The sequence below is a fragment of the Micromonospora pallida genome (assembly GCF_900090325.1).
Classification (GTDB): Bacteria; Actinomycetota; Actinomycetes; order Mycobacteriales; family Micromonosporaceae; genus Micromonospora; species Micromonospora pallida.
Genome location: NZ_FMHW01000002.1, coordinates 6264415 through 6288790, shown reverse-complemented (window position 1 = coordinate 6288790; position 24376 = coordinate 6264415). Strand labels below are relative to the sequence as shown.

Genomic DNA, 24376 nt, shown 5'->3' with positions numbered 1-24376 from the left:
TGTGGGGCAATCCGCCGACAACGGTTGCCCGGGGAGACTGAATTCCGCCTGAACGGCTCGGTACGACTCGGCCAAATTGTCGACAGATCGGCCCCACGCACATTCCGCCGCAACCGGTGTCGATCCGGAAAACCCGACCCCGCTCACCCTCGGTAAACCCCCACCCGGCCTACTCTCCCCACCCGGGCCCCCGCTTCTCGGGGCCAGGGTGGGGAGAGTGGGTGGTCAGGCGGTGACCAGTTCGGGCTCTCGGCTCTGGTCGAGCAGTTCGACGAAGCGGCGCTGGATCCGGCCGATCCGCTCGTCCTCGGTGGGCCGGACGAGGAACGAGCAGCCCTCGGCGTCTCCCGCCGTCTGGGCCCCGACCTGCGCGCTGACCTGCGGCTGGCCGGAGTAGATCGCGACCGCCGCAGCGATCATGTCGCCGGCGAACCGGCAGAACTGGTCCGCGCCGGCCCCCTGCTCGGCATTCGCCACGTGCTGCATCACGCAGACGCACCCCAGCGGGTGGCCGAGCGCCACCAGCCCGTCGGCGGTCTCCCGGATCGCCCGCACGGTGGCCGGGAGCTCATGCGGGCTGTCCGGGTCGAGCTGCCCCATGCTGTGCTCGACCAGACGTGCCAAGGCCTCGGCCGGGGTGACGGGCCCCTGCTCGCGGCGCTGGGCGCCCTCGAGGACGTACTTCGGCCAGAGCGCCATGGCCAGGGTGCCGACCCAGGCCGTGTAGAGCTCGTCCGCGTCGAGGACACCGTTGGCGAAGGCGAAGTTGAACTGGTCGAACAGGGCCGGGTCGGTCAGCGGGTCGACGATGCCCCGGCTCAGGCAGGTCTGGTAGTCCGGGGAGCCGTAGATCGGATAGAACGGGTTGGTCCAGAACTCGACCCCGGCCAGCACCAGGTTCACCGCGTCCTGCACGATCGCGTCGAGACTCTGGTCGGGGAGCCCGACGATGATCGCGGCGCTCGCCGTGAGCCCGAACCGCTCGAAGAGGGCCACCCCGGCAGAGACCTTGTCCAGCGAGGTGAACCCCTTGCGCATCTTGCGCAGCCGGGCGGCGTCGGTGGTCTCCAGCCCCAGGAAGAGGTCGTCGAAGCCGGCCGAGACCATGCTCTCCACCAGGTCCTCGGTGAGCTTCACGACGGTCATCCCGTTCGGCAGGCTCAGCCGGATGTCGAGCTGACGACGGACGATCTCCTTGCAGATGGCGTGTACCCGGTCGATGTCGAAGGTGAAGTTGTCGTCCTCGACCAGGAACCGGCGTACCCCGTGCACGTTGACATAGTGCTCGATCTCGTCGACCACGCGTTGCGGGTCACGGGCCCGGAACTGCTTGCCCACCGTGGCGTGCACCGTACAAAACGAGCAGGAGAACGGGCAGCCCCGACTGGTGATCAGGGTGACCGCGTTGCCGTACCGGGCGAAGTCGAGCTGGTCGGCGGCCGGGGGCGCCAGGGAGTCCAGATCGGCGACGAACGGCGCCCGGGGGCGGACGTGCGGGGCACCCGGCGTCTCGCAGTCGCACCACTGCTCACCGCAGCGGAAGGCCACGCTGAGCAGGTCGGTCAACGGCTTTCCGGTGGCGAACGCCTCGAGCAACGCGACCGTGGTCACCTCGGCCTCGCCGAGCATCACCGCGTCGATCTCGGGGACCTCGAGGACGTGCGGGAAGGCGACGGTGCCGTGCTGGCCGCCGAGGATCACCTTCGCGTTCGGCAGCACCCGCTTGGCCATCCGGGCCAGCTCGTAGGCGCTCTCGTAGTAGGGGGTGAACATGCAGGAGATGCCGACCACGTCCGCTTCGCTGGCGGCGAGCGCCGCCTCGATGCGCTCCATCCGGGCGCCCCAGTGCATGATGTGCGGCCAGCGCGGATGACGCTCCAGCTTGGCCCGCTCGATCGCGGTCAGCTCGGCCTCGGGCACGACGTGGTTGTCCTCGGTGTACGCGAGGGAGTCGAAGATCTCCGTCTCGTGGCCGGCGGCACGCAGCGCACCCGAGACGTAGGCGAGTCCGATTGGAACGTGGCGCCCGATTTCCACCATGCATCCGCGGATCGGCGGCTTGACCAGGAAAACCTTCAATTGATTACCTTCCGTAACAGAAGGCGCTGCCCACAGCGCGTTCGCCCGCTGACCCTGTGGTCCTCCACGGTAATCGACGCGGCGACCGAGACAAATACCTGAAAGAACCCGATCCGAAGCGGTATTCCATATAGGACTTTTTCGCCTGATAATTGACCGTGCCGCTCACGCCCTGTCGCCCGTCGATACCGCTGGGTGGTTGGCACTCGCGATTCGGCTTTCCCGCCCCCTATGATTTGCCGCGGGTCGCCCCCGACCGACCGAGGGCCGCAGGACAGGCGGAGGTTTCGCTGATGATTATTGCCAACGCTGACGGATGCACGCCGTACGAGGTGGCGCGGGGCGTCACCCTCGTCCGCGGCGAGGGCGCCTACGTGTACGACACGGAGGGCCGCAGCCTCATCGACTTCTCCAACTCCTTCGGCAGCATCATGCTGGGGCACCAGGACCCGGCGGTCACCTCGGCCGTGCTGGAGACGATCCGCTCGGGCGTCCCGGCGGCGGCGTCGCTCGACATGCAGGAGCGGCTGGCCGAGAAGATCGTCAGCCACCTCCCCGGCGAGCAGCGGGTGGCGTTCTTCAAGACGGGCACGGCGGCGACCCGGGCCGCCGCCTCGGCCGCCCGCCGGGTCACCGGCCGGCGACTGATCGCCAGTTGCGGTTACCACGGGTACGACCTGATGTGGGAGTTCACCCCGCCCGGGCAGCCCAACTCCGAGGACGTGCTGCACTGCTACCACCTGCCCGAACTGATCGACCAGGTGCTCGCCGAGCACGCCGACGAGCTGGCCGCCGTGATCATCTCGCCGGACTACATCCACGTCTCGCCGGAGCACATCGCCGACCTGTTCGAGCGGTGCAAGCGGGCCGGGGTGGTGACCATCGCCGACGAGGTCAAGCACGGCTACCGCCTCCGGCACGGCGCGTCGGTCAACGCAGCCGGTGTCCAGGCCGACATGTACACGTACGCCAAGGGGATCAGCAACGGCTGGCCGCTCTCCTGCGTGGCCGGTGACGAGCGGTTCATGGAGCCGCTGGCCGAGTTCGTCTCCACCCTCACCTTCGAGACCCCCAGTTTCGCGGCCGCCACGGCGACCCTCGACCGGCTGGCTGAGCTGGACGTCCAGGCCCAGCTCGCCATCGACGGGGCCCGGTTCGTCTCCGAGGCGGCCAAGCTGATCAGCGTCCGCGACCTGCCGATCGAGATGGCCGGCACCGGAGCCGCGTTCCAGTTCGTCTGCGCCCCCGAGGTGGAGGAGGTCCTCCTCCCGCACGCTCTGGCCGAGGGGCTCATCCTCGAGCCGTCCGACCAGCAGTACCCATCGGCGTGCTTCCGGAGCGAGGTGGTCGACGACGCGCTCGAGCGGCTCGAGCGCACGCTCACCACCATGGCCGCCGCCCGCCCTGACCTGGTCGGGCGCGAGGTGACCCAGCTCGACCGGGTGAACGCGGCCTTCTGCCAGATGGATGGCCTGCCGGGTCGGCCCGACGGCTGGAGCCTCGAGCAGTGCGTGGAGTGGGTGACCGAGCAGCTCTGACCGCGCCCTGGAGACCATGGGACCGGCCGCCGGCAGCACTTGCCAGCGGCCGGTCCCCATTTCCCGGCTCAGGCGCCCGTTGCACCGTCGATGGTCTGCCGGATCAGGTCGGCGTGGCCGTTGTGCCGGGCGTACTCCTCGAGGATGTGCACCACCGTGGTCCGGAGGTTGAGCACCTCGCCCTCGTCCTCGTAGGTGTCGCCGAGGTCGCGCAGCGAGAACGCCTTGCGGGTCAACTCCACCTCCTGCCGGAAGAGGTCGAGGTCGGCCGTCACGTCGGCCGCGGCCACGTCGTCGAAGGCACCGTCCGGACTTTCCTCGGTGGAGTACGGGTCCTCGGCCGTCTCGCCGGTGAAGAGGGTACGCAGCCAACGCTCCAACTCGGTCATGTGGCGCACCAGCCCGAGCAGGGTCAGGTTGGTCACCGGGACGCTGTTGGTCTTGAGCTGCTCCTCGGTCAGGCCCGAGCACTTGAGCAGCAGGGTGTCCCGGTGGTAGTCGAGCCAGCCGGCCAGCACGGCACGCTCGTCGCCCAGGGCCGGTTCTGGCTTCCGGTCGACGGCAGGGGCGGTCCAGGTCATGGGGTGGTCCCTTTCGCTAGCTGAGTCAGGTGAAGTGTTTACGGGGGTTCTGGCCCGGTCCGTCACCCGGCAGCAGGGTACGCCGGGAACGGCAGGATGCGGGCCGTCCCGTCCTGGCTGGCGGTGACGATGCGCGCTCCGGAGCGGTCGAAGGCGATGTTCCACACCGGTACGGTGTGGCCGGTCTCCAGCTCGCCGACCTGCTGCCCGGTGGCCACGTCCCAGACCCGTACGGTGCAGTCCTCGGCGGCGCTGACCAGCAGGCGTCCGCTCGGGTGGAAGGCCACCCCGTCGACGATGTCGGTGTGCCCGACCAGCGGCTCGACCGCCGGCCCGCCCGCCGCGTGGTCCCAGATCCGGACGGTCAGGTCGTCGGATCCGCTGGCCAGCAGCCGCCCGTCCGGGCTGAAGGTGACGCTGACCGCGCCCTTCGTGTGCCCGACCAGCGGGTTGCCGACCAGTTGGCCGGTCGCGGTGTCGTAGAGGCGCACCGCGTCGCCGGTCGAGGCGAGCAGGTGGCCGTCGGGGTGGAAGGCCACCCCGTCGATCTCGTCGGTGCTCGCGGTGAGAGGCTCACCCACCGGCTCGCCGCCGGGCACCTTCCACAGCCGTACGGTGTGGTCGGCGCTGCCGGTGGCCAGCAGACCGCCGTCGGGGTGGAAGGCCACGCCGTAGACCCCGGCCGTGTGCCCCACGAGGGGCTCGCCGACCTGCTTGCCGGTGGTGATGTCCCAGATCCGGGCGGTCCGGTCCTCGCTGGCGCTGGCCAGCAGGCGGCCCTCGGGGTGGAACGCCACGAGCCAGATCGTGTCGGTGTGTCCGGTGAGCGTTTCGCCGACCTGCTCGCCGGTGGTCGCGTCCCAGAGACGGATGGTGCCGTCCTCGCCGCTGGTGGCGACCAGATGATCGTCGGGGTGGAAGACCGCGCTGAACACGCTCTCCCGGTGCCCGGTCAGCACCAGCGACGGCGGGGTGGGGGCTGTTGCCGACTCCACCTGTCTGCTCCGTTTCTCCACGTTGGGGTGTGGGGGGTTCTCCGCATGGGGGTGTGGGGTGTGGACGATCGGGTGACCGCCCGAATGCGGGTCGCCGTCCGCCGGGTTCGGAACCCGGCGGACGGCGGCCCACGTCAGCACGTCAGTTGGTACGCGACGGGCGACCGAGGAGGGCGAGGACGGCCGGCAGCGCGGCGATGAGGGCGGCGACCCAGAAGGCCCGGCGCATCCCGTCGACCGGGTCGGCGGGCGTACCCGCTGCGGTGACCAGCACGGCCAGGCCGAGCGCCGGACCGATCTGCTGGACGGCCTGCAACACGCTGGAGGCCGCGCCGGTCACGTCGGGCGTCACGTTCGACATGATCGACGTGGTGACCGAGGCGTAGATCAGCCCGGCGCCGAAGCCGCCGAGCACCAGTGGACCGAGCAGCGAGGTGGCGTAGCCGCCGTCGGCGGAGATCTGGGTGAGCCAGATCATCGCGCCGGCGGTGAGCAGCGCGCCGATCCCGGCCACCACGGTCGAGCCGAGCTTGGGCACGAGCTGCCCGGTCAGGATCGCGGCGACCAGGACCAGGACCGCCGCCGGAATGAAGGCGAAGCCGGTGCGCAGCGCGGAGTAGCTCCACACCACCTGGAAGTACTGGGTGAGGAAGAAGAACATGCCGGCGAAGGCGGCGGGGAAGAACAGCAGGGTGACGAAGCCGCTGGCCCGCACCCGGTCGGTGAACAGCCGCAGTGGCAGCAGCGGCTGCCGGGCCCGCCGCTCGACCAGGAGCAGGACGGTGAAGAGGACCGCCGCCGCCGCGAGGCAGGCCAGGACGACCGGGTCGTCCCAACCGGCGGTGGAGGTGCGGACCAGGGCGTACACCAGGGCGACCATCGCGCCGGTCGAGGTCACCGCCCCGACGAAGTCGAACGAGCCGCGCTGCGGCTGGCTCTCCCTGATCGCGGTCGGGGCGAGCAGGACCACCAGCGCGACCACCGGAACGTTGATGAAGAAGACCCAGCGCCAGGAGGCGGCGTCGCTGAGTACCCCACCGATGATCAGGCCGAACGTACCGCCGGCGGCGGCGATACCGGTGTAGACGCCGATCGCCTTGGTGCGGGCCGCGTCGTTGGTGAAGTTGATCGGAATCAGGGAGAGCGACGTCGGTGCGACCAGCGCTGCCCCGACGCCCTGCGCGGCGCGGGCCGCGATCAGCATCTCCGGGGAGGTGGCCAGGCCGCAGATCAGCGACGCGACGCCGAAGATCACCAGACCGACGAGGAGCACCCGCCGCTGGCCGACGATGTCACCGGCCCGCCCGCCGAGCAGCATCAGGCCACCGAACGCCAGGGCGTACGCGTTGACCACCCAGACCAGTCCGGTCCCGCCCATCTCAAGGCTCTGCTGGATCTTCGGCAGCGCGACGTAGACCACCGTCGAGTCGAGGACGATCATCAGGGCGCAGGCGGCCAGGAGGGCCAACACGAGGCCGGGCCGCTTGGGGCCGGACATGTCGGACTGCTGGGGCACCGCGTCTGGCGACTTTTTGACCGTGTCAGACATAAACCGCCTCACTCATTATGGTCGGAAATCCGGATCGGCCAATATATGCGATTCGGCGTGTCCGTCTGAAGACCCTGAATGGCCGGTCCGTCCACTCTCGATGATTGTGCCAGCCCACGCGGCGTCCCGGCTCCGGCAAGGTTGTGACGTCTCGGTGACCATCTACCATGGAGCAACGAAACGGCCGGTGACGATTCGGGCACCGATCGGTGACCGTGGAACGGAGCCGGTCGTGGTGCCGCCGCGCTGGACGGCGACACCACGACCGGCCCGGCGGTGCCTACTCCTCGCGCAGGTCGAAGACGACCCGGACGGTGCCGTCGGTGCGGTTGATCGCCCGGTCGATGGCGGGAGCGTAGTCGTCCAGCGTGACGATGTCGGTGAGGATCGGACGGGTGTCGATCGCACCGTTGGCGAGCAGGTCGACGGCCTCCCGGTACTTGCCGCCCGGCCCCATCACGCCAACCAGGCTGGCGTACGACAGGGGCAGTCGGGCGGTCTCCAGCGCGTGCTCGGCGCCCACCTGGTACCCGACCAGACAGACCCGCCCACCGGGGCGGACCAGGTCGAGCGCCCGGACCACCGACTCCGGGTCGCCGGACGCCTCGAACACGACGTCCACCTTGTCCGCGTAGCTGGTGAGCTCGGGCAGTTCGCTGGGGTGCACCGCGGCGTCCGCACCGCTGTCCTCAGCGATCTTGCGCCGCTCCGCCACCAGGTCGGTAGCGAGCGTGACCGTAGCGCCGGTCGCCCTGGCCGACTGGAGGATGAGCTGGCCGATGCCGCCGGCACCGAGCACGGCGACCCGCTCGGCCGGCCGGAGGTTGATCCGGTCCACCGCGTGCAGCGCGACGGCGAGCGGCTCGGTCTGGCTCGCCGCGGCGAGGTCCATCCCCTCGGGCAGTGGGTAGAGGTTGGTCATCGGCACGGCCACGTAGCCGGCGCAACCACCGTCCACCGTGAAGCCGATCTCGATGAGGTTCTCGCACATCACCGGCAGCCCGTCCCGGCAGGGCCCACAGGTCTGACAACCGACGATCAGGTCGCCGGTGACCGGGCGGCCGACCCAGGACTCGTACCCCTCCGGGGCGGAGTCCACCACACCGGCCCACTCGTGGCCCGGCACGATCGGGTACCGGTTGCCGTGCCACTTGCCCCGGTAGAGCCAGAGGTCACTACCGCAGAGGCAGCAGTAGTGCACTTTGACCACACCCCACCCGGGAGGTGCCACCGGGCGCGGAGCGTCGATGATTTGAGCCTTGTGTCCTCCGTGGAACTGTAGCGCCCGCATTCGTCCCCCCACGCCGCTGGAGTTGTTCTCCGGACACGATAGAGGCCGGCTCATCCGTGCTCAACAAGTTCCTGAGTGGAAATTACTGCTTGACACGCTATCCATGATCGACTATCGTCCGGATGGTATTGCGGACCTGTGGAGAAAAAGACCTCCGGATTTCCGGATTCCGCGCTCCAGCATTCCGGCGTAAAGCCGACGAGCAGGGGCCAGCAGGACCGCACAGCACGTCTGGGGGTGTGGCGGTAGACATCACGAGAACTGTCTCGTTGTGTCGTGCCTCGAGAACGCTGTTCTCCGCTGTTGCCGAGTCGTATCCGCGCCTCGCCCAGCTCCGCACGTGTCGCCCATCTGTCGATGGTCCACGTCCACGGCCGGAGCGGGTTCAGCCGTCGTCGGGCTGGGGTGTCGCGACCGGCGACCGGGTCGGCGACCACCGAGACCTCGGCACCTGAGCCGACCCTCCGTTCGCCGCTGCCCGCGCCCGGCCCGTCCGTGCCCCCGACCGTCCTCCGGCCGGCCGCACGCGTACCGGTCACCCGGGCCGGTCCACCGTCCTCGCCCAACCGGGCGACCCGGTGCCCCGCACTGGCGCGCGGCGGGCCTCCGACCCCGACCGGTAACCGTGCTGAAAGCCAGGGACCCCAGATGGACTCCGTACATTCAGACCTGAAGGTCGCCATCGTCGTCGCCGACATCGCCATCGTGCTGATCGTCGGCTCACTGCTCATCATGTTGTTCCGTCGGATCAAGCAGCCGCCGGTCATCGGTGAGATCACCGCCGGCATCGTGCTCGGACCGAGCCTCCTCGGGCTGCTGCCCGGCGACGTCACCGGCTTCCTCTTCCCGGCCGAGCTGCGCCCCCACCTCTCGATGATCTCCCAGGTGGGACTGCTGCTCTTCATGTTCCTGGTCGGCTGGGAGTTCAACGGCCAACTGCTCAAGCGCCGGTCCGGGTCGGTCGCCTCGGTCTCGCTCTCCGCGATCGGCCTCGCGTTCGCGCTCGGTCTCGGCGCGGCGGCCCTGCTCTACGACCGGCACGACGTCGTCAACGGACAGCAGATCTCCTTCGGCTACTTCGCCGCGTTCCTGGGCATCGCGATGTCGATCACCGCGTTCCCGGTGCTGGCCCGACTCCTCACCGAGACCGGCCTGGCCCGGACCCGGGTCGGAGCCCTCTCCCTGGCCGCCGCCGCGCTGGACGACGTGATGGCCTGGACCCTGCTCGCCTTCATCGTGGTCATCTTCGGGGCGGGCGGTGACGGCACCGGCACGCTGGTGGCCGTCCTCGGGCTCTTCCTGCTCTACGTGGCGCTGATGGTCTTCGCGGTCCGGCCACTGCTGCGCCGGCTCGTCGGCCGGCTCATCCGGGGCGGCACGGCCTCGCCCTTCCTCGTCCCGCTGATCGCCGCCGGGGCCTTCCTCTCCGCCTACGCCACGTCGTGGATCGGGGTACACGCGGTCTTCGGGGCCTTCGCCTTCGGTCTGGTGATGCCCCGGGAGCCTCGGGCACTGCTCGCCCAGACCCTGCACGTCCCGTTGGAGAGCGCCACCCGCCTGCTGCTGCCGATCTTCTTCATCGTCACCGGGCTCAACGTCAACATCGGCGCCCTCGGTTGGACCGGCCTGGGCGAGCTGGCGATCATCATGGTCGCCGCCATCGTCGGCAAGCTCGTCGCTGCGGCCGTCGCCGCCAGGTTGTCCGGCATGAACTGGCAGGAGTCCTACTCGGTCGGGCTGCTCATGAACACCCGGGGCCTGACCGAGCTGGTGATCCTCAACATCGGGCTCTCCCTGGGCGTGCTGGACGGGGAGATGTTCACCATGATGGTGCTGATGGCCCTGCTCACCACGGCCATGGCGGTGCCGCTGCTGCCCAAGGGGCTGCCCCGGGCGCCGGGCGGCCTGTTCGACATCCCATCGGTCACCGTGCCGTCCGGTGCGGCCGCCCGGCGCACGCCCGCGCAGGGCGACGCCGCCGACGCTGCCACCAGCGGGCAGGAGGTGCCGTCCGGCAAGTCCTGAGCGACGACCGCGACACACCGGCGACGGGGACGCTCTGTCGCCGGTGTGTCGCTGACCGCAGGGCGACGCCCTGAGCCGGTGATACGCCTGAACGCTGAGTAGGCTTGGCGCCGGGTACCAGCGTGCCCGTCGACGAGAAGGAAGGTGGTGCGGCGCGTGCCGACCGGGAAGCGCAAGGCCGTGGTGCTGCTCAGCGGCGGACTCGACTCCGCCACGGTGCTCGCGATGGCGGTGCACGAGGGGTACGAGGCCCACGCGCTGAGCTTCCGCTACGGCCAGCGGCACACCGTCGAACTGTCGGCCGCCGCCCGGGTGGCGAAGGAGCTCGGCGCGACCCGGCACGTGATCGCCGACATCGACCTGCGGGTCTTCGGGGGCTCGGCGCTGACCGACGACGCGCTCGCCGTACCGCACCACGCCAGCGCCGACGAACTGGGTGACGAGATCCCGGTCACCTACGTGCCGGCCCGCAACACGATCTTCCTGTCGTTCGCCCTGGCCTGGGCGGAGACCCTCGACGCCTCGGACATCTTCATCGGGGTGAGCGCGCTGGACTACAGCGGCTACCCGGACTGCCGCCCGGAGTACGTCGCCGCGTACGAGGCGATGGCCAACCTCGCCACCAAGGCCGGCGTCGAGGGGCGGCAGCGGCTGCGGATCCACACCCCGCTGATCCAGCTCACCAAGGCCGAGACCATCCGCCGGGGCCTGGAGCTGGGCGTCGACTACGCCTGGACGCACAGCTGCTACGACCCGGTCGACGGCCGGGCCTGCGGCACCTGCGACTCCTGCCTGCTGCGCGGGCGCGGCTTCGCCGAACTCGGGCTGACCGACCCCGCCCTGGCCACCGCCGAGTGAGCGGCGTGTACCGGGTCAAGGAGATCTTCTACACCCTCCAGGGGGAGGGCACCCACGCGGGCCGGCCGGCCGTCTTCTGCCGTTTCACGAGCTGCAACCTATGGACCGGCCGGGAGCAGGATCGGCACCGGGCGATCTGCCAGTTCTGCGACACCGACTTCGTCGGCACCGACGGCCCCGGCGGAGGCCGCTTCGCCACCGCCGCCGACCTGGCCGCGGCGGTCGCCGCCGCGTGGCAGGGCGGGGACCACCCGCGCAGCCGCCCGTACGTGGTGTGCACCGGCGGGGAACCGCTGCTGCAACTCGACGAGGCGGCCGTGACCGCCCTGCACGAGGCGGGCTTCGAGGTCGCGGTGGAAACCAACGGCACGCGTCCGGCGCCGGCCGGCATCGACTGGGTCTGCGTCAGCCCGAAAGCCGGTGCCGAGGTGGTGCTCACCCGGGGCGACGACCTGAAGCTGGTCTACCCACAGCCGGACGCGGAGCCAGCCCGCTTCGAGCACCTCGACTTCACCCACTTCATGCTCCAGCCCATGGACGGCCCGGACCGGGTCGCCAACACCGAAGCCGCGGTGCGGTACTGCCTGGAGCACCCGCAGTGGCGGTTGAGCCTACAGACCCACAAGTACATTGGAATCGCCTGATGGAGATCTTCCGGGAGTTCACCTTCGAGGCCGCGCACCGGCTGCCGAACGTGCCCGAGGGGCACAAGTGCGCCCGGCTGCATGGCCACTCGTACCGGGTGGCCGTGCACGTCAGCGGGGACGTCGACCCACGGACCGGCTGGGTGATGGACTTCGGTGACCTCAAGCGGGCGTTCGAGCCGGTACGGGAGCAACTCGACCACTACTACCTCAACGAGGTGCCCGGGCTGGAGAACCCGACCAGCGAGGTGCTGGCCCGCTGGATCTGGCGCCGGTTGGCCGACCGGCTGCCGCTGTCGGCGGTGACGGTGCGGGAGACCTGCACCTCCGGCTGTGTCTACCGCGGCGAGAACTGACGGCCCCTACCAGGGGTCAAGGGCTGACGCCGCCGCACCGCCCTCCTCGTACGCGAAGGGGCCGGACCACCATCGTGGCCCGGCCCCTTCCGGTACGTGTCACATCCGGGATTCGCTGACCCGGTCCCCGTCGACCATCGGGGTCTCCCCCTCGGCCATCGAGGCGTCCTGACCCGTCATCGGGGTCGTCGACGCGTTCGCCATCGCCATCGGCTCGTCCGCCATCTGCTCGGTACGCAGCTCGGGCGGCGTGGGCAGCAGCGGGCGCAGGCCGACGATCTGCAGCCGCCCCGGGAAGACGTTCAGGCGACCGAAGTCGTCCAACTTGCTGCTGGTCCGGGCGACGGACCGGCGGTGCCGTCGGGTCGCCTCCAGGACCTGCTCCCGGGCCATCGGGTCGAGCCGCTCCCCACCCTGCTGATCGGCGCCGGCCATGGCCGACCCGGGCTGGGCGAAGTCCTGCTCGCTGGCGCGCAACCAGGCGGCGGTGTCCTCCCGGATGCTGTCGGCGAGCCGGCGGACGGCCTCCTCGTGGCTGACCCCCTCGTCCCGGTCCTGCCAGTACCGGTACACCCGGGACGCGTGCCCGACCATGCCGGTGGTGGCACCGCCGCTGATCAGGAAGCTGCCGTTGCCGAACGAGTCACCGGCGATCACGCAGTTCGGCGCCACCAGCGCGTCCCGTCCGATCCGCTCCACGTTGCTGATCAACTTCGGCGCGGCCAGGCTGAGGGTACGGACGAGTTCCCGGCGCGGGATCTCGGTCAGCTGCGACACCTGGTCGAGGAAGTAGTCCCGGAGCAGGTACCGGTGCGCGCCGAAGTACTCGACGGAGTTCCGGGCGGTACCCGGTGCCACCATGCCCGTCTGGATCGGGTCGAAGGTCCGGAAGTCCGGCACCTCGAGGATCGTCCAGCCGGTCTCGGAGAACCCGTCGTGCCCGAGGGTGTGCTGCCGGACCCAGTACTCGTTGCCCTGGTTGTCGAACGTGGAGACGACGCGCTGCCGGGAGTTGTTGCCGACGTTGACGGCGATCAGCCCGACGATGTAGTCGGCCTGCGCCACCACCGGGCCACGGCCGTCCTGGTGGTCGATCGTCACCCGGTCCTGGGTGAACCCGAGCCGCTTGGCGTCGGCGCTGTCCACCCCCTCCGCGATCACGATCAGCCCGGGCGTGCCCAGGTCGACCAGCTCGGTGCCGCGCGCCCGGATCCGCCGGTAGGTGCCCTTCTCGTCGACCTCCCGGATCGCCTCGATCCGGACCCGCAGTCGACCGTCCGGACCCCGGACGAAGCCCTCCTCCGGTGCCGTGGTGTCCCGACGCAGCCAGCGCCGCCACCCGGTCGGTTGGCTCGGTTCCACGACCCGGTGGTAGGTGAAGAGCCGGCAGCGCGGCTCCCGACCGGCGGCGAGGTCCATCCGCTCGATCTCCTCCAGGTACCGCCGCAGCATGATCAGCAGATCCTCGGCGTTGCACTGGAAGGCCGGGCGGTCGGCGAAGACCTCGTCCATGGCGCGGCCGACGGTCTCCGGCCCGTGTTCCATCGACGGAGCCGGCGGATTTTCCATGGTGACCGTCCGGTGCGGCTGGCCGTCCATCCACCGGTCGTCGACGAACTCCGCCGTCTCGACGTGTCCACCGATGCAGGAGTCGGCCCAACCGCAGAGGATCTCGTCGGCCCGGGCCTCCGAGCCGTCCTCGGCGTCCGGGTTGTAGAACACCTCGCCCAGGATGAACGGCTTACCGTCGAACCGGCGGGGGATGGCCTCCTCGCCGTACCGCTCCACCATCAGCCGGTCGATGACCGCCAGGTGGTGGTAGATGTCGGCGCTGACCTTCCACTGCGTCAGGGTGAGGTACGGGTCGCCCCGCAGCTCGACGCCGACCGAGCGCCGGCCCATGGCGACCGACCAGAGCATCGCCATCATGTTGGCCCCGCCGAGACCCACCGCGAGGAAGTCCGGATCGGCCGCGCCGGTCTGGTCGACCCGACGGGACGGTGGCGTCGAGGACGTCGCGTCCAGCGAGTCGGGCGCGGTCTTGGGCACCTCGCTCTCCACCGCGAAGACGGCGAGCAGCATGGCGGCCACCATCGTGCCGAAGCCGACCAGGAACGCCATCTGGAAGCCGTCGGTGAGAGCGACCACCGTCGTCTCGCCCCGGGACAGGGCGGACTCGGTGACGTTCGCCGCGACCGGGGCCAGTACCGCCAGGCCGATCGCCGAGCCGATCTGCTGCGTGGTGTTCAGCAGGCCGGACCGGACGCCGCTGTCCTTCAGGGTGGCGTCGGCCAGGGCGATCCGCAGCACCGGCGGCGTCGCGAGACCGGAGCCGATGCCGATGAGCAGGATGGCCGGCAGCACGTCGACCCAGTAGCTGCCGTCCGCCGGGATCCGGGCGAGCAGCAGCAGGCCGACCGCCATCAGTCCCATCGCGGGGAGGAGCAGCGTCTTGGCGTCGCTCTTCCGGGCCAGCCGGGGGGCGATCTTCAGCGAGCCGACCCCGATGGCGAGCGCGGCCGGCAGGAACGCGAAGCCCAGCTCCATGACCGTGAAGCCGAGAACGTTCTGCAGGTAGAGCGCGCAGAGGAAGAACATCGCGGTCGGACCGGCGACCATCAGCGCCAGGACGACGTTCGACCAGGCGACGTTCCGGGACCGGAGCACCTCGCCCGGCACCAGTGGGTTGCGGGCCCGCCGCTGCCAGAGCACGAAGCCGACCATCAGCAGCAGTGCCACACCGCCGAGCAGCGCGGTCCGGGCTCCGCCGGCGTCCGCCTGCACGATGGTGTAGACCGTCAGCATCAACGACGCGACCAGGGCCAGCGCCCCGAGCCAGTCGATCCCCTCGCCGGCCGTGGTGTCCCGGACGTTGTCCAGCAGCCGGACGGCCGCCGCGATGGTGACCAGTCCGATCGGCACGTTGACGAAGAAGATCCAGTGCCAGCTCAGCGAGGCGGTCAGCGCCGCGCCGGCGAGCTGCCCGAGCGCGGCGCCCGATGCCGCCAGGAAGGCGTAGAAGCCGAGCGCCCGCGCCTGCTCCCGGGGCTTCGGGAACATGGTCACGATCATGCTGAGTACGACGGCGGTGGTGAACGCGCCGCCCACGCCCTGGGCGAACCGGGCACCGACCAGCACCGCCTGGTCGGTCGCCAGACCGCAGACGACCGAGGCGGCGGTGAAGAGACCGAGTCCGCTGAGGAAGACGCGCTTGGTCCCGATCAGGTCACCCAGCCGACCGGCGAAGAGCAACAGCCCGCCGAACGGGATGAGATAGGCGTTCACCACCCAGGCCAGGTTGGCCTGGGAGAACCCCAGACCCTCCTGGATGCTGGGAAGGGCGACGTACACCGCGGAGCCGTCCACGACGGAGATCAGGACGCCCACGCAGAGCACGACCAGCGCGAGCTGGCGCTCCCGCAGGCTCCGCAACGGCTGCGCGGTGTGGCGTAGGACGACCGTCTCCCCCGAGGCGCCGTAGGAGTCGCCCCGGGGGTGGCTGCTGAGCTCGGTCACGACGCCGTACCGGCCCCGACGACGGCGGTCTCCCGCATGTCGGCGGACTGTCCGCCCGCCATCGACATGGCTCCGGCCGCGGCGGGGCAGGTCATCTGCCGCTCGGCCGGATGGGTCTCGAGGATCGGCGGTAGCTCGATGGTGCACAGCCGGCCGCTGCGCACCGAGAGCCGCCGCCAGTCCGAGGGGTCGAGCGGTACGAGCGAGTGCCGGTGCCGCCGGGTCGCGTCGATCGTGTTGGCCCGCTCGCCGGACTGACGGCCGGTCTGCTTCTCGATCTCCCTGATCCGCTCCTCGCCGAAGTTGATCGGCACGGCCTGGCTGAACTCCTGGGCGCTGACCTGGAGCCACCCGAGGGTGTCCACCTTGATTTGGTCGGCCAGCTCACGGATCGCCTGCTCCCGGCTGACCCCCGCGTCGCGGGACTGCCAGTACTTGAGCACTCGGGAGGCGTGCCCCACCATGCCGGTGATCGCGCCGCCACTGGTCATGAAGTGACCGTTGCCGAAGGAGTCACCGGCCACCACACCGTTCGCGGCGACCAGCGCGTCCGCGCCGACCTTCTCGACCAGGCTGAACAGCTTGGGGCCGTACGGAGCCTGGATCTTCTCCAGCTCGGAGATCGGCATTTCGGTGATCAGCGAGACCTGCTCCAGGTAGTACTCACGCAGGAGCTGCTGGTACGCGCTGAGGTACTCCTTGGTCTTCTTCGGGGTGCCCGGCGGAACGAGCCCGGCCAGGATCGGGTCGAAGGTCTTGAAGTCCGGCACCTGGACGAGGATCCAGCCCACCTCGGGGTCGTCCTCGTGACCCACCGCGATCTGCCGGACCCAGTACTCGTTGCCTTCACGGTCGAACTCGGAGGCGATCCGGCGGCGCAGCCGGGCACCGACGTGCAGCTCGAGGAAGCCGGCGAGGTAGTCGGCCTGGGCCACCACCGGTCCGCGGCCGTCGTGGTGGTCGACCGCGACCTCCTCCTGCCGGAAGCCGAGGCGGTCCGCGTCGCTGCTGTCGAAGCCCTGCGCGATCATGAACAGCTCGGGGACGCCCAGGTCGATCAGCGAGGTCCCGGGCTTGCGGAGCCGGCGGTACCGACCCCGGTAGTCGAGTTCCTGGATCTCCTCGAGGAGGATGCGCTTACGTCCGTCGGGAAGGCTGACGAAGCCGTCCTCCTGCCGCATCCACTTGAGGAAGCCGTCACCGTCGCCCGCGTCGCCGACGGCGACCCGGTGCGACAGGAAGAGGCGGACCCGCGGGGTGACTCCGGCGGCGATGTCCATCTCCTCGATGCGCTCGAGGTAGCGGCGCATCATCACGAGCACCTCGGAGGCGCCGGCCTGGAACGTGGACGGGCCGTCGAGCACCGTGACCATGTCCCGACCCACCTTGGACGGGTCGTGCTCGGCCGGCGGCTTGGCCGGCTGGAGGACGGTGAGCACCCGCTTCGGCTGGCCGTCCGACCACCGGTCGTCGATGAACTCGGTGTAGTGGATCAGGCCCGAGATGTGCGCTTCCTCGACGCCGGCGATGACCTCGTCGGCGTACACGTCGCCCGGCTCGGTCACCGCGCTGTAGAAGGTCTCCCGGAGCTTGAACAGCCGGCCGTCATCCTTGCGGGGAATGCGGTCCTCGCCGTACCGCTCGAGCATGAGCTGGTCGATCAGACCGAGGTGGTGCCAGTAGTCCTCGCGGACGTTCCAGTGCACACCGAGGGACGGATCGCCGCGCAGTTCGACGCCGACGGCCTGACGGCCGTTGGCCACCGACCACAGCATCGCCATCATGCTGGTCGCGCCCAGCCCTAGGGCGAGGAAGTCGGGATTCTGGATTCCCGTCCAGTCGACCTCGACTTTTGTGCCACGCGGTGCCTGGGACCGCTTCGTCGGATCGAGCACCGTCGGGGCGCTGTCGCGCGACGTACGCTTGACCAGAGAAGCTAATCGAAGATTCCTCATGACCTTTCCTCAATTCCTCACGGTGATGGATAAGTACCCAAGCGATCGACCGCCGAACACGGCGAAAATAGTCGCCATTCGACTGGGTCAATTCCAGCTCAACTGATCAAGCGGACACCGCTTGATCAGTCCCAGATACTGGGTGCATTCACGGAGGCCTGAACCAGCAGTCGCGGGTCTACGCGCGTCGTGGCGCGTCAGGTGCGACTGCCGTGGCCGACCCCGGCCGCGTGCACGTCAACAGCCAGCTCACTCGCCGCTGGCCGGTCGCATCGCTGCCAGGTCTATCGCATCGCCACCCAACATTAGAGGCATCACCTGACCCCGACTTTAACAGCGGGATCGGAGACCGTCCACATGCGCGACGGCCACCCGACCGGTCGGTCCGGAATTGGCGATCTGCCCGGCCAGGGCCGCGCGGACCCGTCGGACACTTCCCCTATTCCCGACGGCTCCGACATTATCTGACCACGATGTGACAGATGGTTACGGCACGCAATCAATGCGTTACCGCAGTTCGGTTCAGAAGTTGTCGTCCGCTGGCTCGGACCCCGGTGCCGGCCGAGGTCCCCGCGTCACTTCCGCGCCGCCAGGCGCACCTGCTCGTACACCCAGTTCCGGGGCATCCCGGTCACCTCCCGGACCACCTCCCGGACGAGCCGGGGATCGGCGCCGTGGCGCACCATGGTCTCGGTGAGCTGGCGGGCCAGCGCCTCGTCCTCGGCTGCGGGCTCGCCGGGGGCACCGGCGACGACCACGGTGAACTGCCCTCGAACCACCGACTCCGCGCCAAGCTCGGCGACCAGCTCGGAGAGGGAACCCCGAAGGAACTCCTCGTCGTCCTTGGTGAGGTTCCGGGCCAGCGCCGCCGGTCGGTCGCCGAGCACCGCCCGGACGTCCTCGAGCATCGCGACGATCCGGTGCGGCGCCTCGAAGAAGACCAGGGTGGCCACACTCGACCGGAGCGCGGTCAACGCGCTGCGCCGGGCCGCCTCCCGCCGGGGCAGGAACCCGACATAGTGGAACTGGTGGTTCGGCAGCCCCGAACCGATCAGCGCGGTCACCGAGGCGGTCGCGCCGGGCAGCGGGCGGACCGGCACGTCGGCCTCGACGGCCGCCGCCACCAGCCGGTAGCCCGGGTCGTTGACCAGCGGCGTGCCCGCGTCGGAGACGAGGGCGACGTCCGTGCCGTCGCGAAGCATCCCCAGCAACTGCGGACTGCGCGACTCCTCGTTGTGGTCGTGGTAGCTGAGCAGGCGAGCGTCGATCTCGAGGGACTGGAGCAGGCGGCGGGTGTGCCGGGTGTCCTCGGAGGCGACGACGCCGACCCGGCCGAGGACCTCGATCGCCCGGAGGGTGATGTCCCCGGGGTTACCGATCGGCGTGGGCACCAGGTAGAGGGTGCCGGGGTCAGACGTCCCCGACCGTCGCGTTCCGTCCGCCTCTGCCACCCGTCGCCCTCCGTGTCGTCGCGGCCAACTCTATCGGCAGTCTCCCGCCACCGGCCGCCACCCCGCCGCCCCGGTCGGTTTCGGACCCACCGGTCAATTCCCGGCACCGCACCACGGCGCGTAATCGACGCCCCCACGGCAACGGCGCAGAATCGACGGAGAGCCACCCACAACCATTCCGGTTACCCAATGTCACCAATGGAATACTTGACACCCTATCGGGGCATAACTAAGATCGATCTCTGTTGGGCACCGAATACTGCCAGGCAATAACGCATCCGGTAATTTTTCGAAACAGATCCTGTCTTGCTTCCGTCGCAATCGCTCGAAAGGGCGCCGAATGCCTGACCCGGATCACTCGGCAATAACGGACATCGTCGTTTCGCCGCATTTCGACGACGGCGCCCTCTCGGCCGCGTCGGTGCTACGCGGCGGACGCTCCGTACTTCTGGTCACCGTCTGCGGCGGGTCGCCGGCCGAGGGCGGCGACGACGAGTGGGACCGCCTGTGCGGTTTCGAGTCGGGTCCGGCCGCTGCGGCGGGACGCGCCGCGGAGGACCGGGCCGCCGCCGCACTCGCCGGCAACCGGGTGACCCACCTGCCCATTCCGGACGCGCCGTACCGGACCGACTTCCCGTCCGCGACGGTGGTGGCGGCGCTGGCCCCGCTGTTCCGGCCCGACGTGCGGGTCTGGGCCCCGCTGGGCATCGGCAGCCACCCGGACCACGTCGGCACCCGGGACGCGGTACTGACCGCGGCCGCCGGAACGGGCTGCCCGGTCACCTTCTACGCCGACTGCCCGTACGCCTTCGGCTCCGGCTGGGACGCCCCCGACCAGGACCGACCCCCCGTCGACCGGTGGCAGCCGCACCTCGCCACCCTGGCCCACCTCGTCGACGGGACCAGCCCCCGGATCACCCGTCTGGACGACCCCGCGATGCGGCTAAAGATCGCTATGCTTCGCTGCCACGCCTCGCAATTGGCCGGTCTCTCCGTGGACCACCCCCACTTCATGGCCTGGGAGGGGCCGTTGCGCCAGGAGGTCTTCTGGCCGGCGTCCGCCCTGATCCCCGGTCTGGAACCGACTCTCGGGAGTAGCGCATGATCGTCGGAGGCTCGACCATCCAGCCGGAGCGTGTCGACGCGGCGGCACTTCGACAGCTCGGCGACGCGATGCGGAAGGTGGTCGGCCGGGCCGAGTCGACCCCCCTCGCCGACCTGCTCACCGGCGCCCCGGTCGACCCGGACGCCCTGACCGGGGAGATCGGCGTGGCGGGCCGCCGGGCGCTGCTCGACAGCGGCATGGCCGTCGACGACGGCAGCGCCTTCTCCTCGCCCCTGCGCGGTCACCAACTGCACGGGGTGGTGGTGCTCAGCGACCCGGACGTCGAGGAGGAGGTGCAGCACCGCTGGTACGTCGACCCGCTCTGGGAGGCGGACCTGCTGGTCCGGCTGATGCTCCGGCGCGGCGGCGCGCGGGCCCTGGACATGGGGTGCGGCTCCGGTGTGCTCTCGCTGGTCCTCGCCGACCGCTACGAGTCGGTCCTCGGGGTGGACGTCAACCCGCGCGCGGTGGCGCTGTCCCAGCTCAACGCCGCCCTCAACGGCCTGACGAACGTCGCCTTCCGGGAGGGCGACATGTTCGAGCCGGCCGAGGGGCGGTTCTCCCGGATCGTCTTCAACTCGCCCACCAACGAGGAGGGCAACGAGTTCGTCGACCTCCTGGAGGCCGGCGAGCCGATCCTGGAGACGTTCTTCCGCAGCGTGCCGGGGAAGCTGGAGTCCGGGGGCGTGGTCGAGGTCAACCTCGCCATGAACGACTACCCGGGTGACCCGTTCCGCGACCGGCTCAGCGACTGGCTCGGGCTGACCGAGAACGGGCTGCGGGTGCACATCTTCACCTCGCAGCGCCGCACCACCGAGGACGGCGGCGAGTGGAAGCGGGGTTGGCTGGTCGTCGCCCCCGGCCCGGTGGGGCTCGCCGAGACCGAGTGGCCGTACCACGACCGGTACGAGGAGGACCCGGACACGCTGCTCGGCGGGACGGAACGGCACCTCGGCTGAGAAAGCGCCGGGTGGTCGACATCCGCCCGGACGAACAGCGTTGAACTCCTGGGAGACCGGGGCCGTGACGGCCCCGGTCTCCCACCGTTTCAGGAGGCGAGCAGCTCGTCGATCTGGTTGATCGCCCCCGAGGCGCCCTCCACGACCCCCATGTCCAGCACCTGCTGTAGCGCCTCGGCGGAGGCGTAGGTGCCCACGTAGGTCGCGCGCGTGCCGCCGTTGTGCGCGGTGAAGGCGTAGACGTTCTCGGAGACCGGCAGGTCCGGATTCGGGTTGAAGTCCAGGTCGGCGAAGCCGTCGTCGAAGGTGAAGCCCCGGGGCTCGTCCACGCTCTTGACCAGCCAGTAGCCGGCGTGCTTGTCGCCTTCCGGGCCGGTCATGTAGTAGGTCACCCGACCACCAGGCGTGAGGTCGTGGTCGACCACCGTCGCCGGGTAGGTCGGCGGCCCCCACACCTTCTCCAGTTGGCGCGGGTCGGCGTAGACCTGCCAGATGCGCTCCACCGGCGCGGCGAAGTCCGCGGTGATGGTCAGGGTCCGGTTGTCGAGGTCGTGCTGAACGTCGGTCACGGGCACGGGTCAGTCCTCCTGGTCGAAATCGGCTGCGATGAGCGCGTCGATACGGGCGATGCGGCCACGCCAGACCTGTTCGAGCTCGGTGAGCATGGACGCCACCGACCGCACCGCCTGCACGTCGCCGCTGGCCAACTGCTCGCGACCGTTGCGTCGCTTGGTCAGCAGACCGGCCTTCTCCAGCACGGCGACGTGCTTCTGCACCGCGGCGAAGCTCATGTCGTACTTCGCCGCGAGCGCGGTGACGGAGTGCTCCCCGGCCAGCACGCGGCGCAGGATGTCCCGTCGGGTGCGGTCGGCGAGCGCGTGGAACAGGGCGTCCGCCCGGTCGTCGCTCTCCTTGGTCACGACCCAAATATACAACCAATCGGTTGTACGTTGTCAAGGCCGCGCGCCCTCCGGGGCGTTCCGGCAGCTCGCCCAATGCCGGACGCCCCCGGGGAGAGTCCTCCCCGGGGGCGTCGGTTCGTGATGCCGGCGGTTCACCGGCAGGGTTCAGTTCTGCGGCTTACCCGGGGGCAGGGTGTTCCACTCCGGGTTGCCGAGGGTGGTGACCAGTTCGCGGATCTTCGGGACGTCGCCGGGCGCGGCGGCGAGGCTGAGCAGCAGCAGGATCCGGGCCTTCTGCGGCAGCAGGTCGTCACCGGCGATGATCGGCTGGGTGCTGCTGCCACCGGAGACCGAGCCGGCACCGACCCGGCTGGTGCTGACGAAGACCACGCCCTTCGCGGCGGCAGCGGTGCGCGCGGCGCTCTGCGCGGAGGAGATGCCACCCGCGCCGGTACCGGCGGTGACGATGCCCTTCACCCCGGCGTCGGCGAACGCGGTGATCGCCTCGCCGCCGGCCTGCTGGTAGTTGTAGACGACCTCGACCCGGGGCAGCGACCCGGCCGGAATCTTGGACAGGTCGAACGGGGTGTACCAGTCGTTCTTCTGGTCGCAGTCGGCCACCCGGGCCGGCGCCCGGCCGACCTTGATGATCGAGCCGTCGATCCAGCCCAGGACGCCCAGCTCACGGGTCTGGAAGGTGTCCATCCGGGTGGTGCTGGTCTTGGTGACGTCCCGCGCCGCGTGGAACTCGTCGTTGAGCATCAGCACGGTGCCGTAGCAGTAGGTGGTCTGACTGGCGGCCAGGACGATCGCGTTGTAGAGGTTCGCCGGGCCGTCCGCGCCGATCACCTGCGGCCCGTCGGGGGTCACCGCCGCCCAGGGGCGCATCGCCCCGGTCGTCACCACCGGCTTGCGGCTTCGCACGGTCAGGTCCAGCCAGTACGCGAACTCCTCCATGGTGTCGGTACCGGTGGTGACCACGACGGCGTCGGAGTCGGCGAGCGCCTTCTCGACAGCCAGGGTGAGGGCGTGGAACTCGGCGATGGTGTAGCCGCCGGAGCCCTTGTTACCGAACTGGACGGTGGTGACGTCGGCGACCTGGCCGATCTCCGGCTGGAGCTGACCGACCATGCTCTGGATGGAGATCTGTCCGGAGCGGTAGTCGGTGAAGCTGCTCCGCGAGGTGGCCACACCGGAGATGGTGCCGCCGGTGCCGATCACCGTGACCTTGGGCTTGGTGGTGGCGGCCCGGGCGACGGCCTGCTGGTACGCGACGCTGCGGATCTCCGTGGCGGCGACCACGTCCGAGGCGGCGCCGTCGGGTGCGGCGCTGGACCCGACACCGGCGGGGCCGATGGCGAGCACGGCGGTGGCGGCGAGTGCGGTGGTGACGATGGAGGTGGTCACGGCAGTACGCCGCGCGTACTTCGGCCGAGAAAGGGTGGGGGGCAAGACGGACCTCCAGGGGACGAGTTCTCGTGCCACCGGAGCCTGGGGGCAACACTTTTCCGACTCGTTAAGGCGCCATTTCCCCTCCCCACACTCCGGAGGGTGACGACAATCGGTGATCCGGCATCCATCGACGAAACCCATCGCCCCGGCATCGCGTCCGGCAGGCAAAGTGCCTGCCTGAGCTGCGCAGTCCCACCGAGGAAACCGGCCAACAGCATACGGCCAAATCCGCCGGATTCATGTGACGACAAAGGTTTCCACGCCGATATCCTCGCAATTGGATGGTGTGAGCGAACTCGGCTTCCATCGATCTCCGCCGCTCGAACAGTCTTCTGGGAGACTGGCGACCTCCGACCGGCTACGACGTCCACCGGGGGCAGCGTCCCGACTGGTGGAACGAGTGTGATCCGTCCGACCGATGCCGGACCGTTCCGCGCGCCGGTCCTGAGCGACGCGGGCACGTACGGGAACGGGCCCCGCTCGCCCGAGGGGAGCGGGGCCCGCGCCGGCCGGTGCTCGGCTCACCACCACACCGGCCCGGTCAGCTTCGGTCAGTCGTCGTCGCGGTCGTCGTCGTCATCGTCATCGTCGTCGCGGTCGTCGTCGTCATCGTCGTCGTCCACCGGCTCCTGCTCCGCCTTGACCACGCTGCCGTTGGCCCGGTCCACGTCGATCTCGTGCTCGGTTCCCCCCTTCACGATCTCGACGCTCCACACGCGGCGGCCGTGCTCCGTCTCCGCCTCGATTTCGACGATCCGGCCGCCACCGGAGCGGGCCAGCGCGATCTCTCCGGCGCGCTTCTCGTCCACCGCGTTCCCCGTCGTCGGGGTGGGGCCACCGGACGGCGAGGCGGGAGTGCTGGTCGCCGCCGGAGCGGTGGGGGTGGCGGTGTCGTCGTCGCCCGGGCTCCTCGTGGGGGTGGCGCCACCGCTGTCGTCGGGGGTCGTCGTGGCCGTCGGGGCCGTGGTCGCCGCGGTCAGGGTGGTACGACCGCTCTGCTCGCTGGCGGCAGCCGTGCCGATCGCCGCTCCGGCCACCGCCAGCACCGCCACGCCGCCCAGGGACGCCAGGATCAGGTTGCGCTTCATCTCGATGCACCTTTCCTCGGGTTCTGCCTACG

At 70.0% G+C, this 24376-nt stretch carries 19 protein-coding genes; 7 read left to right on the top strand and 12 right to left on the bottom strand.

Annotated elements, in window-relative coordinates:
- Positions 1-225 precede the first annotated feature (225 nt).
- The gene (locus GA0074692_RS26545) at positions 226-2040 is read right to left on the bottom strand and encodes a B12-binding domain-containing radical SAM protein (RefSeq protein WP_141725419.1); all 1815 of its coding nucleotides are present in this window, start codon (positions 2038-2040) and stop codon (positions 226-228) included.
- A 332-nt stretch (positions 2041-2372) separates the two neighbouring features.
- Here GA0074692_RS26545 and GA0074692_RS26540 point away from each other — a divergent pair, with 332 nt between their 5' ends.
- Positions 2373-3617 (top strand): aminotransferase class III-fold pyridoxal phosphate-dependent enzyme, encoded by a 1245-nt coding sequence (locus tag GA0074692_RS26540; RefSeq protein WP_091648848.1) that lies wholly within the window; start codon positions 2373-2375, stop codon positions 3615-3617.
- Between the two features lie 68 nt (positions 3618-3685).
- On the opposite strand, the gene GA0074692_RS26535 is transcribed toward GA0074692_RS26540, so the two are convergent.
- The 4 genes from GA0074692_RS26535 to GA0074692_RS26520 all read right to left on the bottom strand — a co-directional run bounded on the left by GA0074692_RS26535 (position 3686) and on the right by GA0074692_RS26520 (position 7973).
- Positions 3686-4198, bottom strand: a complete 513-nt coding sequence (locus GA0074692_RS26535; protein ID WP_091648845.1) for a DinB family protein — start codon at positions 4196-4198, stop codon at positions 3686-3688.
- A gap of 62 nt (positions 4199-4260) precedes the next feature.
- On the bottom strand, positions 4261-5193 hold the full coding sequence (locus GA0074692_RS26530; protein WP_176738591.1) for a WD40 repeat domain-containing protein: 933 nt from the start codon (positions 5191-5193) through the stop codon (positions 4261-4263).
- A 142-nt stretch (positions 5194-5335) separates the two neighbouring features.
- Positions 5336-6691, bottom strand: a complete 1356-nt coding sequence (locus GA0074692_RS26525; RefSeq protein ID WP_176738590.1) for an MFS transporter — start codon at positions 6689-6691, stop codon at positions 5336-5338.
- 331 nt (positions 6692-7022) lie between these two features.
- On the bottom strand, positions 7023-7973 hold the full coding sequence (locus GA0074692_RS26520; RefSeq protein ID WP_176738589.1) for a zinc-dependent alcohol dehydrogenase: 951 nt from the start codon (positions 7971-7973) through the stop codon (positions 7023-7025).
- A 708-nt stretch (positions 7974-8681) separates the two neighbouring features.
- Between GA0074692_RS26520 and GA0074692_RS26515 the strand changes: the two genes are divergently transcribed.
- The 4 genes from GA0074692_RS26515 (at position 8682) to queD (ending at position 11916) form a co-directional block, all read left to right on the top strand.
- Positions 8682-10058: a cation:proton antiporter domain-containing protein gene (locus GA0074692_RS26515; protein ID WP_091648834.1), complete on the top strand. Its 1377-nt coding sequence runs from the start codon at positions 8682-8684 to the stop codon at positions 10056-10058.
- Between the two features lie 156 nt (positions 10059-10214).
- Entirely contained in the window at positions 10215-10916 is a 702-nt protein-coding gene (queC, locus tag GA0074692_RS26510) for a 7-cyano-7-deazaguanine synthase QueC (RefSeq protein ID WP_091654127.1), read from the top strand.
- Positions 10913-11560: a 7-carboxy-7-deazaguanine synthase gene (queE, locus tag GA0074692_RS26505; RefSeq protein ID WP_091648831.1), complete on the top strand. Its 648-nt coding sequence runs from the start codon at positions 10913-10915 to the stop codon at positions 11558-11560. The genes queC and queE overlap by 4 nt, the downstream gene beginning before the upstream one ends.
- Positions 11560-11916 carry a 6-carboxytetrahydropterin synthase QueD gene (gene queD, locus GA0074692_RS26500; RefSeq protein WP_091648828.1) on the top strand — a complete coding sequence of 119 codons (357 nt, stop codon included), beginning with the start codon at positions 11560-11562 and terminating at the stop codon, positions 11914-11916. The genes queE and queD overlap by 1 nt, the downstream gene beginning before the upstream one ends.
- Before the next feature lie 99 nt (positions 11917-12015).
- Here queD and GA0074692_RS36230 read toward each other — a convergent pair whose 3' ends face one another.
- From GA0074692_RS36230 to rsmI, 3 genes are all read right to left on the bottom strand, one after another.
- A complete protein-coding gene (locus GA0074692_RS36230) occupies positions 12016-15432 on the bottom strand; it encodes an MFS transporter (protein WP_141725418.1) in 3417 nt (1138 codons plus the stop codon).
- A complete protein-coding gene (locus tag GA0074692_RS26490) occupies positions 15429-17327 on the bottom strand; it encodes an FHA domain-containing protein (protein WP_176738588.1) in 1899 nt (632 codons plus the stop codon). The genes GA0074692_RS36230 and GA0074692_RS26490 overlap by 4 nt, the downstream gene beginning before the upstream one ends.
- Positions 17328-17962: 635 nt before the next feature.
- On the bottom strand, positions 17963-18778 hold the full coding sequence (gene rsmI, locus GA0074692_RS26485; protein ID WP_176738587.1) for a 16S rRNA (cytidine(1402)-2'-O)-methyltransferase: 816 nt from the start codon (positions 18776-18778) through the stop codon (positions 17963-17965).
- Between the two features lie 400 nt (positions 18779-19178).
- On the opposite strand from rsmI, the gene GA0074692_RS26480 reads away from it, so the two are divergent.
- Entirely contained in the window at positions 19179-19943 is a 765-nt protein-coding gene (locus GA0074692_RS26480; protein ID WP_091648822.1) for a PIG-L deacetylase family protein, read from the top strand.
- On the top strand, positions 19940-20902 hold the full coding sequence (locus tag GA0074692_RS36585; RefSeq protein ID WP_091648818.1) for a methyltransferase: 963 nt from the start codon (positions 19940-19942) through the stop codon (positions 20900-20902). The genes GA0074692_RS26480 and GA0074692_RS36585 overlap by 4 nt, the downstream gene beginning before the upstream one ends.
- Before the next feature lie 89 nt (positions 20903-20991).
- On the opposite strand, the gene GA0074692_RS26470 is transcribed toward GA0074692_RS36585, so the two are convergent.
- The 4 genes from GA0074692_RS26470 to GA0074692_RS26455 all read right to left on the bottom strand — a co-directional run bounded on the left by GA0074692_RS26470 (position 20992) and on the right by GA0074692_RS26455 (position 24344).
- Positions 20992-21471 carry an SRPBCC family protein gene (locus GA0074692_RS26470; protein WP_245730475.1) on the bottom strand — a complete coding sequence of 160 codons (480 nt, stop codon included), beginning with the start codon at positions 21469-21471 and terminating at the stop codon, positions 20992-20994.
- A gap of 9 nt (positions 21472-21480) precedes the next feature.
- A complete protein-coding gene (locus tag GA0074692_RS26465) occupies positions 21481-21822 on the bottom strand; it encodes an ArsR/SmtB family transcription factor (RefSeq protein WP_091648812.1) in 342 nt (113 codons plus the stop codon).
- Positions 21823-21969: 147 nt separating this feature from the next.
- A complete protein-coding gene (locus GA0074692_RS26460; RefSeq protein WP_218106714.1) occupies positions 21970-23211 on the bottom strand; it encodes an asparaginase in 1242 nt (413 codons plus the stop codon).
- A gap of 596 nt (positions 23212-23807) precedes the next feature.
- Positions 23808-24344: a PepSY domain-containing protein gene (locus tag GA0074692_RS26455; protein ID WP_091648803.1), complete on the bottom strand. Its 537-nt coding sequence runs from the start codon at positions 24342-24344 to the stop codon at positions 23808-23810.
- Positions 24345-24376: the final 32 nt, after the last annotated feature.